At 43.6% G+C, this 18,577-nt stretch carries 17 protein-coding genes; 3 read left to right on the forward strand and 14 right to left on the reverse strand.

Translation table 11 applies throughout. The features are described from left to right. Positions 1 to 11: 11 nt before the first annotated feature. From BLQ13_RS21735 to BLQ13_RS21760, 6 genes are all read right to left on the reverse strand, one after another. On the reverse strand, positions 12 to 893 hold the full coding sequence (locus BLQ13_RS21735) for an ABC transporter permease (protein ID WP_420848955.1): 882 nt from the start codon (positions 891 to 893) through the stop codon (positions 12 to 14). Between the two features lie 47 nt (positions 894 to 940). Beyond that, positions 941 to 1,873 (reverse strand): ABC transporter permease, encoded by a 933-nt coding sequence (locus BLQ13_RS21740; RefSeq protein ID WP_090923767.1) that lies wholly within the window; start codon positions 1,871 to 1,873, stop codon positions 941 to 943. Positions 1,874 to 2,064: 191 nt separating this feature from the next. Next, positions 2,065 to 3,765, reverse strand: a complete 1,701-nt coding sequence (locus BLQ13_RS21745; RefSeq protein WP_090923768.1) for a peptide ABC transporter substrate-binding protein — start codon at positions 3,763 to 3,765, stop codon at positions 2,065 to 2,067. Positions 3,766 to 3,915: 150 nt separating this feature from the next. After that, on the reverse strand, positions 3,916 to 4,290 hold the full coding sequence (locus BLQ13_RS21750) for a DUF3397 domain-containing protein (RefSeq protein WP_090923769.1): 375 nt from the start codon (positions 4,288 to 4,290) through the stop codon (positions 3,916 to 3,918). Then, on the reverse strand, positions 4,290 to 5,261 hold the full coding sequence (locus BLQ13_RS21755) for a ketopantoate reductase family protein (RefSeq protein ID WP_090923770.1): 972 nt from the start codon (positions 5,259 to 5,261) through the stop codon (positions 4,290 to 4,292). Before BLQ13_RS21755 ends, BLQ13_RS21750 begins: the two co-directional genes overlap by 1 nt. A 165-nt stretch (positions 5,262 to 5,426) precedes the next feature. Further along, entirely contained in the window at positions 5,427 to 6,077 is a 651-nt protein-coding gene (locus tag BLQ13_RS21760) for an RsfA family transcriptional regulator (protein ID WP_090923771.1), read from the reverse strand. A 313-nt stretch (positions 6,078 to 6,390) separates the two neighbouring features. Between BLQ13_RS21760 and BLQ13_RS21765 the strand changes: the two genes are divergently transcribed. Both BLQ13_RS21765 and BLQ13_RS21770 read left to right on the forward strand, forming a co-directional pair. Then, positions 6,391 to 6,627, forward strand: coding sequence for a DUF2626 domain-containing protein (locus BLQ13_RS21765; protein ID WP_090923772.1), 237 nt, complete (start codon positions 6,391 to 6,393; stop codon positions 6,625 to 6,627). A 178-nt stretch (positions 6,628 to 6,805) separates the two neighbouring features. After that, positions 6,806 to 7,885 (forward strand): hypothetical protein, encoded by a 1,080-nt coding sequence (locus BLQ13_RS21770; RefSeq protein ID WP_090923802.1) that lies wholly within the window; start codon positions 6,806 to 6,808, stop codon positions 7,883 to 7,885. On the opposite strand, the gene BLQ13_RS21775 is transcribed toward BLQ13_RS21770, so the two are convergent. Both BLQ13_RS21775 and BLQ13_RS21780 read right to left on the reverse strand, forming a co-directional pair. Further along, positions 7,882 to 9,153 carry an ABC transporter substrate-binding protein gene (locus tag BLQ13_RS21775; RefSeq protein WP_090923773.1) on the reverse strand — a complete coding sequence of 424 codons (1,272 nt, stop codon included), beginning with the start codon at positions 9,151 to 9,153 and terminating at the stop codon, positions 7,882 to 7,884. The two genes, BLQ13_RS21770 and BLQ13_RS21775, sit on opposite strands and share 4 nt — an antisense overlap. 244 nt (positions 9,154 to 9,397) lie before the next feature. Further along, the gene (locus BLQ13_RS21780; protein ID WP_090923774.1) at positions 9,398 to 10,732 is read right to left on the reverse strand and encodes a PhoH family protein; all 1,335 of its coding nucleotides are present in this window, start codon (positions 10,730 to 10,732) and stop codon (positions 9,398 to 9,400) included. 227 nt (positions 10,733 to 10,959) lie between these two features. On the opposite strand from BLQ13_RS21780, the gene BLQ13_RS21785 reads away from it, so the two are divergent. Then, the gene (locus BLQ13_RS21785) at positions 10,960 to 11,616 is read left to right on the forward strand and encodes a YhcN/YlaJ family sporulation lipoprotein (RefSeq protein ID WP_090923775.1); all 657 of its coding nucleotides are present in this window, start codon (positions 10,960 to 10,962) and stop codon (positions 11,614 to 11,616) included. A 7-nt stretch (positions 11,617 to 11,623) separates the two neighbouring features. Here the strand turns inward: BLQ13_RS21785 and BLQ13_RS21790 are convergent, their stop codons facing one another. The 6 genes from BLQ13_RS21790 to BLQ13_RS21815 form a co-directional block, all read right to left on the reverse strand. Beyond that, complete coding sequence (locus BLQ13_RS21790; RefSeq protein ID WP_090923776.1) at positions 11,624 to 12,076, reverse strand: pyridoxamine 5'-phosphate oxidase family protein; 453 nt, start codon at positions 12,074 to 12,076, stop codon at positions 11,624 to 11,626. Between the two features lie 95 nt (positions 12,077 to 12,171). Further along, positions 12,172 to 13,230: an LCP family protein gene (locus BLQ13_RS21795; protein ID WP_090923777.1), complete on the reverse strand. Its 1,059-nt coding sequence runs from the start codon at positions 13,228 to 13,230 to the stop codon at positions 12,172 to 12,174. Positions 13,231 to 13,321: 91 nt separating this feature from the next. Further along, complete coding sequence (locus BLQ13_RS21800) at positions 13,322 to 13,618, reverse strand: YlaH-like family protein (RefSeq protein ID WP_090923778.1); 297 nt, start codon at positions 13,616 to 13,618, stop codon at positions 13,322 to 13,324. A 310-nt stretch (positions 13,619 to 13,928) separates the two neighbouring features. Beyond that, positions 13,929 to 15,776, reverse strand: a complete 1,848-nt coding sequence (gene typA / locus BLQ13_RS21805) for a translational GTPase TypA (RefSeq protein ID WP_090923779.1) — start codon at positions 15,774 to 15,776, stop codon at positions 13,929 to 13,931. A 186-nt stretch (positions 15,777 to 15,962) separates the two neighbouring features. Continuing rightward, on the reverse strand, positions 15,963 to 16,463 hold the full coding sequence (locus tag BLQ13_RS21810) for a hypothetical protein (protein ID WP_090923803.1): 501 nt from the start codon (positions 16,461 to 16,463) through the stop codon (positions 15,963 to 15,965). Between the two features lie 428 nt (positions 16,464 to 16,891). Then, complete coding sequence (locus BLQ13_RS21815; protein ID WP_090914695.1) at positions 16,892 to 18,451, reverse strand: IS1182 family transposase; 1,560 nt, start codon at positions 18,449 to 18,451, stop codon at positions 16,892 to 16,894. Positions 18,452 to 18,577: the final 126 nt, after the last annotated feature.

Raw genomic sequence — 18,577 nt, forward strand, 5'->3', positions numbered from 1 at the left:
ACCTCCTCTTTCTATTTACGTAATTTCGGATCAAGTGCGTCACGCAGTCCATCACCGAGCAAATTAAATGCAAGCATTGTAATAACCATCAACCCAGCCGGGAACCACATCCGCCAAGGATACAGCGTCCAGCCTGTAAGCGCATCGTTGATCATTGATCCAAGGGAAGATCTTGGTGCGGATACACCTAGACCCAGAAAGCTCAAGAATGCCTCAGCAAAAATCGCATTTGGAATAGACAATGTCAAAGTAACGATAATCGGTCCTACTGCATTAGGCAACAAGTGGCGGAATAATTGACGTCCAGTACTTGCACCCATCGATCTTGCAGCAAGGATAAAGTCTCTATTTTTCAGTTGCATAATCTCACCACGTACAATCCAGGACATACTAATCCAGCCTGTAATGGTAAGGGCAATAATAATCGTTGTAAGACTTGGCTCCAAAACAACCAGCAACAGGATAACAACCAGCATGTAAGGCAAAGAGTACAAAATCTCGGAGAACTTATTCATAACTCCGTCAACTCGTCCACCGTAGTAACCCATGATCGCACCGTAGATAACCCCGATCACAAGGTCAATCAGGGCCGCAGCAAGACCTACAGTCAAGGAAACACGTGCACCGACCCATGTTCTTACCCATACATCACGACCCAGATCATCCGTGCCGAACCAGTGTTCCGCACTGGGAGCAGCATTCGAATTAAGCAAGTCATTAGAATAATAATTGTACTTCGTAAACAAAGAAGTGGGTCCAAATATAGCAAACAGTACAACAAGCACCAGCACACTTAGGCTAATCATTGCAGCTTTATTCGTTGCCAGTCTGTACATTGCGTCTCTAAAAAGGGAAATACTTTCTTGCGGCTTCACCGCTGCCTGACTGTTCAGGTCAGTGTTCGCCGTTCCATTATTGTTATTATTCGTGCCAGACAACGTTATGCCCCCTTCCGGCTTTCCAGCTTAATTCTAGGATCTACCAATACGTAAGCGATATCTGTAAGGAAACGTGCAAACATCAAGAGAATACCATAGAAAATAGTAATCCCCATAATCATGGTGTAGTCACGGTTTGTAATACTTTCTACAAACACTTTACCGATTCCGCCAATGTTAAAGATCTGCTCAATAACAACAGAACCTGTGATAATGTTAGCGGTCATTGGACCTACATACGTAACAACCGGCAAAATACCGTTCCGTACAACGTGCTTAAACATGATGGCAGGCCATTTCAAACCTTTAGCTTTAGCGGTTTTAATGTAGTCTGCATGTAGAACTTCCAGCATGCTTGAACGCGTTAGACGTGCGATAAAGGCAATTGGTGATGCAGACAGAGCTGCAACCGGAAGCACATAGTCAAGTGGACCATCAAAGCCCATAACGTTGAACCATCCGAGTTTGAAAGCAAACACATACTGTAATAAGGACGCTAGCAAGAAGCTTGGTACCGCAATCCCGATGACGGCAAGAACCATCGTTACATCATCAATTAGTTTGCGATGATACACTGCTGCAAGCAATCCCAGCAGTACCCCCACAATAATAGAAATAATGATCGCAAAAACACCAATTTTCAAGGATGCTGTAAATGTTTTCGTAATCATGTCTGTGACACCTTGGTTGAGATAGTTCATCGAAACCCCAAAGTCGCCTTGTACAATATCACCGATGTATTTGAAGTATTGCACATACATGGGCTTGTCCAGACCATATTTCTCTTCAAGAAGGGCCCGAATCTCAGGTGATACTCTTTTTTCCGATGTAAAAGGGTCACCAGGAATGGCTTTCATCAGGAAGAAAGTCATCGATGCGAGTATGAAAAGCGATAGCAGCATAAATAGCAGTTTTTTCAAAACGTACTTAACCAACCCTTGCACACCTCCACAAACAATATTTTGTATACAAATCGATTGTAGAATCAGACCGCAATAAAGTCCAATCCATTTATCGGAAATTTCAAGAATTATAAGGAAAATCAGTTCACATACAAAAAAATCGGGATATATATGGAATTCCACATATATATCCCGAAGTAATCATATTAGACTTCAGAACAAACTTACTTCTCTTCCAGATATGCGCGAGTGAAGTCAATCGCTCCACTGAAATCAAGTTGTACACCTTTCAGGTAAGGCTTAGTCAAAGATACGTTAGTGTAGTAGTAAATTGGCATTACGCCCATTTCATCTTGAATCAGAACTTTTTCTGCGTCAGCAAAAGCAGCCATACGTTTAGCTACATCTGTTGTTTTTACAGTATCTTCGAGGTCTTTATCATACTGTGCGTTGCTGAATTTAGAGTCGTTGTTTGTGTTTCCAGTTTTCCACATTTCCAAGAAGTTGAACGGATCGTTGTAGTCCGCAGACCAGCCCGCACGAGCGACTTGGAAGTTTTGTTTTTGACGGTTATCTAAGAAGACTTTCCACTCTTGGTTTTCTGTTTTCACATCAACACCAAGGTTCTTTTTCCACATATCAGCAATGGCCAAAGCGATTTTCGCGTGACCGTCACTTGTGTTGTAGATCAAAGTGATTGCAGGCAAAGTAGTGTAACCCTCTTCTTGCATACCTTCAGCAAGCAACTTTTTAGCTTCATCTACATTTTCAGTGAAGTAATCATCTTTATGTTCTGTACGGAATTCTTCTTTTTCACCACGGATACCAGGAGGTACAAAACCGAATGCTGGAATTTGTCCACCTTGTGTTACTTTATCAACAATCAATTGACGTTGAATGGACATTGCAAATGCTTTACGGATTTTAGCGTTGTTGAACGGTGCTTCATTTACGTTAAACTGGTAGTAATACGTACTTGCAATACCAGTTGCTTTGAACTCGTTTGGCAGTTCAGCTTTCAAAGAAGGGATTTGGTCAGACGGGATCTCACCGTTAGGTGCACCTGTGTAGTCCAATTGTCCTGATTTGTAAGCTTGCAGTTCAGAAGCACTACTGTTTGTCAAAGACATATTAATTTCAGACAATTTAATGTCAGACGCTGCATGGTAACCATCGTTTTTCTTCACAACAATTTTTTGACCTTTAGCGTATTGATCCATTACAAATGGTCCGTTAACGATCATGTTTTTGTAGTCTGAGAAGAATTTATCATTTGTGTCAGCAGACTTGTGTACTGGATAATACGTATAGAATGCTGTAAGACCCAAGAAGTAAGGAGTTGGGTTTTCCAATGTTACTTCAAGTGTGTGCTCATCAGCAGCTTTTACACCCACTTGGGAGAAATCAGTGATTTTAGTACCTTTGAAATTTTTATCTTTGCTCATGTTGAAACCTTCAGCACCCTTGATGTAGTACAATTGGTATGCGTAAGGAGAAGCTGTTTCCGGTTTCAAAGCACGTTCCCAAGAACGAACGAAATCTTCAGCTGTTACAGGATCACCATTGCTCCATTTTGCTTCTGGGTTCAAGGTGAACACATATTTCAAACCATCTTCAGAAATGTCCCACTTCGTAGCAACACCTGGAGCTTCTTTGCCGTCAGCATCGATGCGTACAAGGCCTTCATACAAGAATTTCAAAACTGTGTTAGTTTGGCTGTCTTTAGCTTGAGCCGGGTCAAACGTAGGAGGTTCAGCTGACAAGTTAATTTTAAGAACTTGATCTTTGGCAAGACCCTTTTCTCCGCTTGCAGAATTGTTATCTGGTGTGGTACCTGTGCCTTCATTTTTCGATCCGCACGCTGCAAGTACGGTACCGAACGCCAAGATCAGCGTCAAAAGGACTAATAGACTTTTCCTTTTCATCTAACTTTTCCCCCTAAATTGATGTGGTTTATGTTTATAGATTATACAACCACCGGTCAAAAAAATCTACATTACTTTTTCAGAAAGTAATGTTTTTTTCAGTTTTCGACAAAATCGCCACATCTTTTTGGGATTTTGCGTTATGTAACCTTACATCTGATTCATAATGTATCTAAATAATCCAAATAAAGTAAATAAAACATATCCAAAACTCATTATCACAAATGACATGCGCCATACGGCCCGGAACATTCTTCCCCCATCGACCTTTCCTTTTAGTCGATTTTGCGCACCCCCGATAAAACCAAGCGCTATTAGTATGAGTATTAATGTCAGATAAAAACCAAAATTCGAATCAAATGTTAAGTTGAATAACGCAGAAACGGAGAAAATAAGGAAAAATGTAGTGACATCCATAGCTGCTCGCAGTGCAATCGACTTATCTTTCTTCCATACCATCATGCCCCAATACACGAGTAAAAAAGGAAAAAAGGGCAATAGACTCAATACGATGAAAAATCCCATTAACTCACCCCTTCTGATTGCATACCTTGAATCAAATGAAAAAGCATTTCATGTGTAGGTACCTTCAGATTGAACTCCTTTGCCATTCTGATGATTGATCCGTTAATTGATTCAACCTCTGTTATGCGTTTATGTAGTACATCTGCCAGCATGGAGGACGTATTCGAAACAGTGTCGCGGCATACCGCCTGAATCTGATCCCACAAATCTCCTTCTAATTGCACGTTCATAGCTCCATACACGGTCATTGCCTCATCATACAACTGGTGCATAATGCTAACTCGTTCCTTCATGTGAAGCAATTCACCATTGGGGATTCTCCATATTGCCGTAAGCGGGTTGATAACCGCATTAATGAGCAGTTTTCTGTATATCAGCTTATCGATTTCATTCGACACTGTACAGTCAAATCCTGCCTGTTGCACAACCCTGGCTAAAGTAAATATTTGTTGTTCATCTATTATTCCCACGTTCATTTTCGCCAAACTCATACTCAGGCCCAAATGTGTTTTTCCGTAACCTGCCCGGTTCACCTCACCCTTGGTACGTTTAGCCCCTTCGGTTGTAATCGCACTGCACAGCAATGCACTCGGCAAAGCAGCCTGTAGCTTCTCCAGATGACCAAGACCATTTTGATAACAAGCAATCTTGAATGGCTGCCGTATCTCTAACTTTAACGTTGCTGCCTGTTCAATAAAATCATTAATATGAGTTTGCTTCACAGTGAGCAGCATCCAGTCTCCAGGTGTCTTGTTCCAATGATTCGCCAGTTGGGATATCGGGTAAGCTTGAATCTCGTACGGCCTGATGTGAATTTCCGCATCCTTCTCGGTAATCCTAATTCCGTCTCGTTTAAGCTGATCGGCCTGCACTGATGTTCTAGTCCAAAAACGTACTCTTTCACCCGATGCTTGCAACTTCCCTCCATATAGAAGTCCTAGCGAACCTGCTCCTACTACATCTATAATCATCTGATCCCCCTGTTCTGGTCATTTCCTGTACCTTTTGAATCAAACCGAAAAATCTTCTTCTATAATAGTACAAAATGCACACAACTAAAAACCCGTCATACCAGCCGTATGATTACGGAGGTTTGGCGGGCAAATATTACAAGGTTACTTTAATTTTGAATATCGCTACTCGATTCGTTCCAGATTTCCATTCGCATCCATTTTGAACCTTGTCTTGAGTTCTTCTTCTTCTTCGGATAAAAAAGCAAGCCTGCGTGCACGATCCATAATCTGGATCAATGCTTTGTAATCATCGTTCACGACACGGTAATCGGTTTGAACCTCATTAACTTCTTTGGAAAGTCGGTCGTTCTCACAACGTAATTCAAGCAGTTCGTCTTCCTTCTCACGCAATTCCTTCTCAAGCATTTTAAGCTGACGATTGCTCTCCTGTGCAGTTCCTTTCCACTGCCTTAGGAAACGGATGACCGCATCCATAGATAGGGTTTCATCTGACACACCTTCCGTCTTAAAGAGACCTTCCTCGGCGTCTAATGTTGCCAGTGCAGCAACCTGTGGACCAAGCATTGCCGGCTGTTTTCTAAGATAGCTCCGCTTCTGCCTTTGTGCTTTAGCATTGCTGATCGCTGATTCATACTTCTTACGCACACAGCTGTTCCAACGGAACCCACAGGCGGCCGAAGTTCTGCCTATTTTTTCTCCCACTTCTTCAAAAGCGGCTAGCTGCGTACTGCCTTCCCGAATATGACGCAATGTAACCTCTGCCAAAATCAAATCATCCTCTGTGCTCCAAGCATCCTGTCTCACTGCAGTCATGCTATAATACCCTCCTAACACCATCCTGAAATAACCGTCCCCATAACCGGTAACCCGTTATGTGAATTAGGTATAAAAGTTGCTTTACTCAATCTTATGCCTCTCATAGAGTTCATAGAATTGATTTCATACTAAAATGTATTTCCACATTCAGGTTCCCTCATACGTGATCGGTATAATTCTGAACACTTTAATCCTAAGCTGATAAAAAAAGAATTCGCTTTCATACCCAAATTTGTTTACACGTTTTTCCTTTGTCGGTATAATATTATGTAGACAATCTATGAACGTACATAAGAGAGGAGGATTTACCGTGGCACGCATGTTTCGGGTACTCGGGTTCTTCACGCTTGCGATTGGCCTGATGGCTTTTGCAGGAGACTTAGTCGAAATGGCTTTGCTTTTCTTCCTGCAGACTGCGTTTTTTGTCCTTTTGGGATACTTGAAGTTTACAGAACGTACGTATATATTGCTCTTTTGGGGTTATATGATCGTAACGTTCACAGGGTTCAGCTACTGGACTGTATTTCAAATGGGACTGCCGCTCTAATCCGCCAGCAGCATCAAAACAATCCGGCTCTTGTCGGATTGTTTTTTTGTTGCCAGATTACATATGAAGATATAATGGTATGTAACCACTAAGGATATTTTTCGTATGGATTTCATATATTGTTTGGAAGAGTTCTCATCTGCATGATTTTACAAGGATGAAAGAAAGGAGAATGATTGTGAAGCATCGATATGGCCTAATCGCCATCTTGTTCATTATCATATTGTTTGTGCAATCCGCCTCATCATACGTTTATGGAGAGACTTCGCCCGAAGACACGCAAGCCATTCTTCAAAAAACATTATCTATTGTAGAGATTGATCATGAAATTAAACGTATTAGTGAACAGCAGACGCAATTAGCCAAGCAACATGAGACATTATCTGCCCAACTGCTACAACAGGAAAAGGAAATACATATCCAGCAAGACCGGGCCGGAGCTGTTGTAAGATCCTATTACACAGGAGAGCGTGACAGCCTGCTCATGACAGTGCTTGGAGCAAGATCATTTAAAGATTTGTTTGTTCTATATGACTACTATCAAATCATCATTGGTAAAGATCAAGCTGTTTTGGACAAGTATCAGACCCGCTATAATGAATTGCAACATACGTCTGATCGAATCCGCCAAACCTCTATGGAGCTTACCCAGATGAAAACCAATCTGGAAAACCAGCGAACAAGGGTGGCCCTGCTGCAAAAAGAAGTGGATAAGCAAATAACCGCCAGCGGTGACGCGGCAGCTATTCAAAAATTAATGAATGAATTAACGCTGTATTGGGAGAACGTGGGCATTTACGAGGTAAAACGTTATTTCAAGGCATTGGCATCAGCCATGCAAAACTTGCCTGATTTTGTACAAAAACAAAACGGAGCGATATCCACCACAGGAACAACCTATACCATTCGTATTGCTCAGGACGAACTAAATACGTTTCTGCGTTCACAAAATGAAATTTTTAACGATTTTGCGTTCACATTTGATTCGAATAAAATTACAGCTTCGGGTAAGCGCGATCAGTTGCAATTAAGCATTGAAGGTCATTATACGGTCGAGAACGAACCGCAAAATTCAATTCGTTTTCATGTGGATAGGCTGGTGTTCAATCAGCTTGAACTGCCTGACACAACACGCAACATGTTGGAGAAAGAGTTCGATCTCGGTTTTTATCCGCAAAAAATTCTGTCCTTTGTCAAAGCTACGGATGTTTCTACAGATGAAGGGGTTTTGGAAGTGAAATTAGCAATTTCATTCTAGGGGTTAACCGTTTTTCTGATGCTGCTCACATACTGGGCAGCACTGATCTCCCCTTCGAGAACCTGTTGAACCCGTTTTTGAAAACGTTCGATCATCGTTTTGTTTTCAATCCATTGTACCGGGGACTCTTTGCCAAACCAGGGTTGATTTAGAACCATACTGTACCGACTCCTAACCTCTCCAACTTCCTTCTCACTCTCTTGTTGTCTTGCAGGCAAACGTTTGGTTTGTTTATACCACTTTTTCTGCGTTACTGCCGAAGCCATGCCTTCAATCCACCGACTTGCTGCATCGGCTTCTGTAGTTCCTGCTGTAATGACCAGACTTCTGGATTCTACCGCCCGCAAAGCCTGCAAAGAGACAGGTGAACTAAACGTTCCCCGACCTTTGGCAACCTCATCTGCATGTAAAATACGAGATAGTGTAGATACAAACATCGGAGTTTGCACCTTATAATCCGAAGCAGATAATACTGGATCTACTGACATAGTCACAATATGGGGTTGAAGCTCGCCGAGTAAGCTTACCCCCTGTTGAAATTCATTTGTCATAGAGGTAAGTTGCATGGTTAGTATCTGGTCGGGACTCATTCCTGGCGGCAAATAACTCAACCACGCACTTGCTTCGTAAATATCATCTATATTCAACGAAATCAAAGGTGCGCTCCTTGTTTTAGATTCCTTTATCAATTTGGACCATTGCTCCCTATTCTGTGGAAAGCCCTGCAATCCAGCCTCATTTAAGTATGAGGGTATTACTCCCATCACATAAGGATCTACATCAAAGGGCATTGCCCATTGATATCCGTTCCACTCTGTCATTCCTCGCAACTCAACAACTGAATCACCAAGAGCTTTGGAAAGCGTTGTCGCATTCAAAGGAAGCAGATATCCTTTTTTGGCATAATGTTGCACTTGCTCACTATCCAATAAAATAATATCTCCGTTCTCCCCCAAGGAAAACTCCCGATCCAGCACCTCTTTATACTCCTTCGGTTCCACATTGCGGAGATTAACCTCAACATAAATAGAAGCCGCTACTTCTTTAGCCACTTTTTGAAAAGACGCAAACTCCTCTTCTGACATAGATACCAATACATCGAGAGGGGCACTTGTATCCTCATTACGGGATGAAACACCCGTGTATGTATCTTTCTCTTGATTTCGTCCCTGATTATGTTGCGAACCTCTAAAATCAAAGCTAGGTGAAAGGATGGTTAGCGAAAGCAGTAAAACTGCAAATAAAACAACCTGATGTCTACGCTTCATTCACTCTCCCCCTTGAAATAACTTGTTTTATATTTTCTCGCAACCATTATTGTAACAAATATGTAGTGCTCTTGTCCTACCCTGCCAAAAAACACTTTTCTTGTATTTTGCATATTAAGAGCATATCCAGTTCTGTATAACATTTGATTTTAATTTTTTCAGCAAAAAAAGCCGACTTTAAAAGTCGGCTTGCTTTAAAACATTTTCCGGGAAATAAATCCAGCTATCAACAATCAAATTCTTGTTATAACAAGTCTGCCGCAAGCTGTGCCAGCTTGGAACGTTCTCCTTTTTCAAGCATAATATGCCCACTGATTCCCTCTTGTTTGAAACGTTCGACAATGTAGGTCAATCCGTTGCTTGCGGAATCCAGGTAAGGGTGGTCAATCTGCTCAGGGTCACCCATCAATATAATTTTACTCCCTTCCCCCACCCGAGATACGATCGTTTTTACTTCATGACGAGACAAGTTCTGAGCTTCATCAATAATGATGAATTGGCCGGGAATCGATCTTCCGCGGATATACGTCAATGCTTCAACTTGGATACTGCCGAGACCCATCAGTATTTTATCTATATCTCCGGCTTTTTTCGTATCAAATAAAAATTCAAGATTATCATAGATCGGCTGCATCCACGGACGGAGCTTCTCTTCCTTCTCCCCCGGCAAATATCCGATGTCCTTGCCCATAGGTACGACAGGACGCGCGATCAGCAGCTTTTTGTATTTGTGATCATCCTCTACTTTCAACAATCCTGCTGCCAAGGCGAGCAGTGTTTTACCCGTGCCAGCTTTACCCGTTATCGTCACAAGCGGAATATCGTCGTTCAGCAGAAGCTCCAGCGCCATCCGTTGTTGTGCATTTCGGGCGCTGATCCCCCAGACATTATCATTACTGAGGAACAATGGCTCCAGTTTTGTACCTTCAGTATTCACTTTAAGCAAAGCGGATTTGTTCGTACCCATCTCATCTTTCAGAATGACAAATTCATTCGGGTAGAGAGAATAGGACAATTGCAACGGTTTGATCGGCAAGAAACGATATGTGTAAAACTCATCAATGACAGACGGGTGAACTTTCAGCGCTGTATATCCAGGGTACAATTCGCTAAGCCCAGCAGTCCGATCCGATAAGTAATCTTGTGTGTTCAGTCCAAGTACGTCCGCCTTGATCCGTACCAGAACGTCTTTACTGACAAGAACAACTTGTCGCTCCACCACTTCTTTTTCATTCTCTTCAATCTGATAATTCAGCGCGACGGCCAAGATTCGATTGTCATTGGACACTTCCCCGAACATTTCCTGAACTCTCACAAAACTGCGGTGATTAAGCTCAACTTTTAGATTGCCTCCATTCGCAAGAGGTACGCCACTGTGCAAGTGACCCAGTTCCCTGAGTCCATCCAGCAGTCTGGACACGTTGCGTGCGTTACGGCCGATCTCATCGGCATTTCTTTTTTTGGAGTCAATCTCCTCCAGTACAACCGCGGGAATGATTACCTCATGTTCTTCAAAGGCAAATATGGCATTGGGGTCATGCAGAAGCACGTTGGTATCCAATACAAAAATCTTTTTCATTCAATCCCCTCCAAAGCGGCGTCGTTAAAGGCATGGGCTGGAACGTGTTCTCGGGAATGACGAAGTTGCTCTTACGAGCCTTCCGTTTCCCCTCATTCCCGAGTTCATCTTAATCGTGTGATCTTCAGCAGCGGCATGGACAATCATGCTCCCATACATAAATGTATTCGACTAGGGCAAAATAATTGTCAACCATTCTGAAAAACTCCAAGAAAGGATGAACATTTATGAAAATGGGGATATGCACGCTGCTTCTAATCTTTGTTCTTACCGGCTGTAATACTTCTACACGTAACGCTTCACAGGAACAGCATGAGATGCATCCTAGAAGTTACGGAGGAAACATAACAACACAGCAAGAAGATCGAATGAATCCTTCACGCTTAGATCACTTCAACGAAAATACGGGCGAGGTACATGATCTCAATGTTGCGGATGATACAGAAATGGGCCGAATGACAAATAAAAAACGAGTGAGTCACCTCAAAGCACTCGCCAAGCAAGTTGAGGGTGTACAGGATGCTAACTGCGTTATACTCGGCAACACAGCGGTTGTCGGCATTGATGTTGATGGTGATCTCGAACGGGCACGCGTTGGCACCATTAAGTATGCCGTTGCAGAAGCTTTGCGCAAAGATCCGGAAGGTGTAGATTCCATCGTAACCGCCGATGCTGATGTCACGGAGCGTATCAAAGAAATTGGTGAGCATATTCGTAAAGGCCATCCCATTTCCGGCTTCGCTTCAGAACTTGCCGATATGGTAGGCCGTATCATTCCACAGCTTCCGAAAGACGTCAAAGTTCGTCAAAACCCGGATGAACCTGCCCAGGATCAGTACATGCAACAACACACATCGGAAAAAAGACAACAAAAAGCCCAGTGATCTCTCACTAGGCTTTTTTCATGGCCGCAAAAACTTGCTCATCGAGCTTCTCTGCAGCACGTTGGTCGTATATTTTGACAAATTGAGGCACAGAGGACAGTTGAGCGCCATAAAACAACGCATTCCTCACCGCTTCAATTCGAATGTCGAAACAGCACATATTAAAGGGTACGTCTTGCAATGGATCTTGTTGCACGGAAGCACGTCCATTGACTGCATACACCATTTCCTCGCCAAAAACAGTAATTGTAACCAGCGGATTGTGTTTCATGTTATTTACCAGACGGGAACGATGATCAATTGCCAAACGAAAAGTTGATGCATTTTCAGCATAAATCCAGGAGATTGCTGTAGAAGTCGGACCTCCAGATTCCACATCTACGGTGTTAAGAAGTACAAAGGTCTCGTCTTTAAATTGCTGTAAAAGCGATTCTGTTAACTGTGTGACGGCTTCGGACATTCAACCAGCCCCCTAACCTTCTTTATGCAATTCTCATCTTGGTTGATGTTATTATATCACACCGCGAACCGAGCTTCCAATCCCCAAAACGATTGCTATTCTTTTGGAGATGACGCTGTGACTTTACCTGAAAGTGTATCTTGCAGCGCCTGTTTGGCATTGGCCAATTCTGACTCATTGATATATACATAAGGACTTCTCCACTCCCCCGTAACCGGAGTAAAGTGTACATCTGCGGTGGAAATGTTCCAATAAGTTGCTATAAAGTTTTTCATTTGTTCGGATTCCACATCCGTGGTCATGTTTTTATCTACCGCACTGATCACTTTGCCAATCTTGGTGATTCCGCCAAGCGACTTCATCTGATCCAGCATGGCATTCATTACCTGGCTCTGACGTTTATTCCGATCAAAATCATTGGACTCCGCCGTCTTTGGCTTACAGTTGGACTTACGATAGCGAACAAAATCAAGTGCTTCTTTTCCGTCCAAGTGCTGAGCTCCTGCCTTCAGATTAATATCTGTATTGTCAGCCGTATCTCGGTAACACATGTTTTTATCTACTGTAACATCCACTCCACCGACAGCGTTTATCGCATCACGGAAAGCCTGAAAATTCAGAACAGTTGTATAGTTAATATCCACACCGAGGTACTTACCCATCATATCCTTCATCTGGTCTTCTGCCTTCTTGCCAGATGTTTTTTCTTGTGTTTTAAACCGCGGATAATATGCGTTCAGTTTGTTCGACTTATATCCGTCCAGCTGAATACGCGTGTCACGCGGTAAAGATACCACGGTGGCAGTCTTTGTATTCGGATTAAGTGCAGCAACCATCACAACATCTGATAAAAACGTACCTGTTTCGGGACGATTATCTGTACCAAGCAGCAACATCGTAAGCGGTTTGGTTGTAGCCGACATGCCTGGAGGAACGGGTTTATCTATTCCCGTATTCGCAACTTGGTTGTATAGCCAGTACATATATCCCCCACCGACCAGAATACCGATCACAAGCAGGCTGAGGAACACCCTGAAGAATGCGCGCATACGTTTCTTCTTCGGCGCCTTACCCTTACCGCTCTTGTTGCCTGAATTACCGGATGCATTCGAAGGTTGTCTTCGTGGAGGCAGTCCGTTTGAATTTGAAGTCATGTTCTCAACACCTTTATCACATCTGTTTGGTCTGCATAAAACACAACCGCTTTCCCAAGGGAAAACGGATGTGTTTTATGCATAGACAGCATTATGAGTTTCGAGCGGAAGCTTCCGCTTTTTTCTTTTGACGACCTTCAACGAAATAACGCACGCGCACTAACAGCATCAGACCTACAGCTACCAGCAAACATTGAATGATGGGCAACTTATCGATCTGAAAAATAAGAAGCATGAACGTACCCATCGCCATCAAGATATACAACACAATTTCCTTACCGATTGGCAATTTCTGACGTACCCGAAAGACCTTGTTATACACGTAAGTAATCAGTACAAAGATGACGATATAGGCGATGATCGGGTGTGATGCAAACCATGCTTGCATGTTAAGGCATCTCCTTTCATGATCATGCTGTACAAAATTCAATCATTGAATGGACTTTACTGCTGCACAATGAGATTCTTAGACGCTCGTTTGACCGTTCCGAGATCGGATCGTTCTTTTGATCGCTGTTGTCCCCGAATTTCTGTGAACACTCTTTCAAGTGTTGAAATTCGGTGACAAAGGCGAGCGCTTCGCTTCTTCAGAATCGATTCCTCTCCCTCCACTACCAGTGGCGAGAGACAGGAATCGTTCCATCGTGCAATAATGTCCCTTCAAACATTGGCTTTTGTACCTCTTAGGGTAGTGGGTATTACGCGTTATTTTGAGCCATTTTGCGTTGTTTTTCTGCACGCTCACGCTCGGATTTGTTCAAAAGCTTCTTACGAAGACGAATGGATTTCGGCGTGATTTCACAGTACTCATCATCGTTCAAATATTCAAGCGCTTGTTCCAACGAGAAGATAATTGGCGTTTTAATTTTAACCGTATCATCTTTACCGGAAGAACGAACGTTAGTCAGTTGTTTTTCTTTACAGATGTTAACAACGATATCATTGTCACGTGTATGCTCACCAACAATCATACCTTCGTAAATTTCTGTTCCAGGCTCAAGGAAGAGCGTACCACGATCCTCAACACCCATCATTCCGTAGAACGTAGATGTACCCGTTTCCGTTGAGATCAGTACACCTTGGTGACGTCCACCCACTTGACCGGATACGACTGGAGCGTAGCTGTCAAATGCATGATTCATGACGCCATAACCACGAGTCAATGTGAGGAAGTTCGTGCTATAACCAATCAGACCACGTGCAGGAATCAGGAACTCCAGACGGACTTGACCGCTACCATTGTTGATCATGTTAACCATCTCTGCTTTACGTGCGCCCAGGCTTTCCATGACGGAACCCATGCTTTCTTCAGGGATGTCAATCAACAGGCGCTCAACAGGCTCCATTTTCTTACCGTCAACTTCTTTGATGATAACTTCTGGTTTGGATACTTGAAGCTCATACCCTTCACGACGCATATTTTCAATCAGGATACCGAGGTGAAGTTCACCACGTCCGGAAACGATAAATGCATCCGGGCTCTCTGTTTCTTCAACACGAAGAGATACGTCAGTTTCCAATTCTTTTAACAAACGCTCGCGCAGTTTACGGGAAGTAACCCATTTACCTTCGCGGCCTGCGAATGGACTGTTGTTTACGAGGAATGTCATTTGCAGTGTTGGCTCATCAATTTTCAGAACCGGCAAAGCTTCAGGATTGTTCGGATCAGCAATCGTTTCACCGATGTTGATATCCTTAATACCTGCGATCGCCACGATGTCACCTGCGCCAGCTTCCTCTGTCTCTACACGTTTCAGACCTTGGAAACCGAACAGTTTCTCGATACGAGCTGTTTTGCTTTTGCCATCACGCATAATAACAGTAACGGATTGGCCTTGACGGATCACACCGCGGTTTACACGACCGATAGCGATACGTCCAAGGTATTCATTGTAGTCCATCAGCGTAACGAGGAATTGCAGTGGCTCTTCAACGTTCTCTGTTGGATGAGGGATATGACTTACGATGGTATCGTAGATCGCCATCATGTTGTCATCTTGTTTGGCAGGATCGTCTTCCATGCTGGATGTTCCGTTCAATGCGGAAGCATATACAACAGGGAATTCAAGTTGTTGATCGTTGGCACCCAGTTCGATGAACAGGTCAAGTACTTCATCAATAACCTCAGCCGGACGAGCCGCTGGACGGTCAATTTTGTTTACAATTACGATTGGAGTCAGGTTGTGCTCCAGTGCTTTACGAAGTACGAACTTCGTTTGTGGCATGCAGCCCTCATAAGCGTCAACAACGAGCAATACGCCGTCAACCATTTTCATGATACGTTCTACTTCACCACCGAAGTCGGCGTGTCCAGGTGTATCTACAATGTTAATCAGGTAATCTTTATACGTTATAGCCGTGTTTTTGGCCAAAATCGTAATACCGCGTTCACGCTCCAAATCGTTGGAGTCCATTGCGCGCTCCTGTACAGTCTCGTGGTCACGGAATGTACCGGATTGCTGGAGCAACTTGTCGACGAGTGTTGTTTTCCCGTGGTCGACGTGGGCAATAATCGCAATATTGCGAATGTGTTCTCTTGAATGCATGGTTTGTATCCATATCCTTTCCAATTTCAATTCTTATCTACTAAACTTCCCGCAAAATCGCAGGTTACTCACAAAATAAGCGTCGGTGATAACCCGACGCATGTCTATATCCCTTATATTATAGTTTATCATAGGTAAAAATCAAGATATTTCGCTCGAAACTCCCTTAGTTAAGACCGGAGATGTTTACCATCCCCTGCCTCGGCCTATACGCCCTCGCCCAGCAAGCAACCAGACTCCACCCAAAATAAGCAGAACAGCAAGTACATAAATGATCCCTGTCTGTAACAGCGTAAACGCCAACAATACGATGGATACCGCTCCGATAATTAGGGCAGCAGGATAGACAAATTCGGGTCTTCGCCGCTCAACTGCACCATATCCAAGCAAGCCGACAGCTAATCCAAGCAATAGGATTGGCCACAAATTTCTCATTAGCCCGGCTCCCCATATGTTCGTTATGCTGAACAGTACACCATACACCGTGAGAACTCCCGCAGGCATTAACGACCAGGACGGCGCAATTCGGGCATAAAACAATGCATAAAGAGCAATACCTGGCAGCAATAGCAACAGAGGCCAGAAATTTCGACCAATAAACCCAAACACTCCTAATTTACCGAGCAAAATGACAAGACCAGCAACTACAATAAATAATCCGATCGCTCTTTCATTCTTCATTATAATCACCTCTTGTTTTCGTTAATTATGTAATTCCGAACTATGCTGACTCTCCAGTACTAAACACATTTTGAATTGTAAAAACAAGCTATAACCTGATGTTAACAGTGTATCTGATGTTTCCACAAAAAACTATACTGATGTCGAAAATGAGTCGTCCTAACTCAAGCGAAATAAACATTATACCTCCAACCTTAATCTGTATTCCCTTTAGAGACACCATATATAATATCAGATAAACTTACGATACAAAGATTACTTCCCCTCTTCATTGCTCTATCCTTTATCGTTCACATGCGAAAAAAACGCCGACTCTTCTTGACTGAACGCCTCCGGCATATTAAAAACAGAAAGGGGCTGTCTCAAAAGCCTTTAAAACGAACATCGGTGAAGAGAATGAACACCGATACGTCCGAACGAGACCAAGCAGGGGTTCATCCTGCTTGGTCTCGTTTACGTTTTTCCGCCATTGTCGCTTTTTTGAGCAGATTATGGGCAAGGCAAAGCCACCCGACCTCCAAGCTTACTTTTTGCAAGCCGCGAAGCAGGAATCTTCGGAATCCCCGATTGTTTTTCATGTGTCCAAACACGCTTTCAGGCTCGATCATGCGCTGAACGGAAAGACGATATCCTTCCTCGCTGCGCAGGCGTTCTCGCATCTCATTTTTTTGCCGCAGGTAGGTCAGGCTTATAGCAATTTCCCGATCTCCTTGCGCCTTGGTGCATGTCAATTTCATGGGGCACTGGCTACAATCTTCGCTCAGGTAATGACGGGTGCGAATCGGGTAGCCGCTCTCCGTCACTGTCCGACGTTCCACGCGAAAATGTAATGTCTGTCCAGCCGCACAGGTCCACGTATCTGACGTTTCGTTGTAACTCCAGTTGTCTACTTTATCCATAGCTCGCTGAAAAGCCCTTGTTTTTTCCTTGTGATATGTCCCGTACTTCACGATACCCTGAATGTTTTTTTCCTCCAGATAACTGTAATTTTCCTCACTACCATACCCCGCATCGGCAATGACGGTCTCCGGTCTTCGGCCTAGCATTTTTTCCAGATGATCCAGATGGGGTTTCAGGCATTTGGTATCCGTGGGCCGCTGGTGTACGCTGTAGCCCAAAACAAACTGATTTTCTGTTCCGATCTGTACATTGTATCCAGGCTTCAATTGACCATTCTGCATGTGATCTTCTTTCATTCGCATAAACGTCGCATCCGGGTCAGTTTTGCTGTAGCTGTTCCGCTCACCCGCAGTTTGAAGCTGATGCTCATATTTTTGCAGCCGAGGCAGCAAGTCCTTCCGCAACTGGCACACCGCTTTCTTCAGCGTTTTGTCCTTGGGTTTCTCGCTGAGTTTTTCTTCTAAGTGCTTTACGGCTTGCTCCAGCTTTTCCGCCGTGAGCGCCGAGGCTTCACCAAGTTCAGGCAGGTCGGCCCCAGTATGAGCGGTATCCTCTTCGTGTTCTGCCTCTTCGATGGCTTGAAACAGGGTATTTACTTTTTCTTGCAGCTTGGCCTGATGCTTGACGACAGCTTTTTTCCATACAAAGGTGTAGCGATTCGCACTCGCTTCAAGCTTGGTTCCGTCCAGAAAATAGTGATCTAATGACACATATTGTTCTTGAACCAGCAACTCCAAAACACGGGTAAACACGGTTTCCAGAACCTCTTTCATCCGCTCGGAACGAAAGCGATTGATGGTACGGAAGTCTGGCTGCTGTCGCCCGGCGAGCCACATGAACATGATATTTTCGCGAACCGCCTTGGCGATTTGCCGGGAAGAATAGATGCGCTGGGTGTAGGCGTAGATGATGATTTTAGTAAGCATTTTAGGATGATAGCTATGACGGCCACCACCAGGGTATGCGGCGGAGAAAATGGAGTCGCTAAGGCGATGAACTGCCTCGTTTACGACACGCACGAGGTGATTTTCGGGGATATCTGTCTCTAAATCCATTGGCAAGAAAAGTTGATCCATGGTATATTGAATGTACAAAGAAACCGTCTCCTTTTGTAAATGGTGGGTCGCACTTCCATTTTACCAAGGAACGGTTTCTTTTTGTTGCATAATTTTGGAGAATGGGACTATCCCAAGTTTTTTTACGACTTATGGGACAGCCCC

Source organism: Paenibacillus polysaccharolyticus, assembly GCF_900102085.1.
In the GTDB taxonomy this organism is placed as follows: domain Bacteria; phylum Bacillota; class Bacilli; order Paenibacillales; family Paenibacillaceae; genus Paenibacillus; species Paenibacillus polysaccharolyticus.

Bases quoted from the DNA above. Each gene is read 5' to 3' on its own strand.
- BLQ13_RS21755 (WP_090923770.1), bottom strand. From the start codon at position 5,261: ATGATTATAGATGTAGTAGGAGCAGGTTCGCTAGGACTTCTATATGGA.
- BLQ13_RS21790 (WP_090923776.1), bottom strand. From the start codon at position 12,076: ATGTCCGAAGCCGTCACACAGTTAACAGAATCGCTTTTACAGCAATTT.
- BLQ13_RS21785 (WP_090923775.1), top strand. From the start codon at position 10,960: ATGAAAATGGGGATATGCACGCTGCTTCTAATCTTTGTTCTTACCGGC.
- BLQ13_RS21780 (WP_090923774.1), bottom strand. From the start codon at position 10,732: ATGAAAAAGATTTTTGTATTGGATACCAACGTGCTTCTGCATGACCCC.
- BLQ13_RS21750 (WP_090923769.1), bottom strand. From the start codon at position 4,290: ATGGGATTTTTCATCGTATTGAGTCTATTGCCCTTTTTTCCTTTTTTA.
- BLQ13_RS21745 (WP_090923768.1), bottom strand. From the start codon at position 3,765: ATGAAAAGGAAAAGTCTATTAGTCCTTTTGACGCTGATCTTGGCGTTC.
- BLQ13_RS21760 (WP_090923771.1), bottom strand. From the start codon at position 6,077: ATGACTGCAGTGAGACAGGATGCTTGGAGCACAGAGGATGATTTGATT.
- BLQ13_RS21800 (WP_090923778.1), bottom strand. From the start codon at position 13,618: ATGCAAGCATGGTTTGCATCACACCCGATCATCGCCTATATCGTCATC.
- BLQ13_RS21775 (WP_090923773.1), bottom strand. From the start codon at position 9,153: ATGAAGCGTAGACATCAGGTTGTTTTATTTGCAGTTTTACTGCTTTCG.
- typA (WP_090923779.1), bottom strand. From the start codon at position 15,776: ATGCATTCAAGAGAACACATTCGCAATATTGCGATTATTGCCCACGTC.
- BLQ13_RS21795 (WP_090923777.1), bottom strand. From the start codon at position 13,230: ATGACTTCAAATTCAAACGGACTGCCTCCACGAAGACAACCTTCGAAT.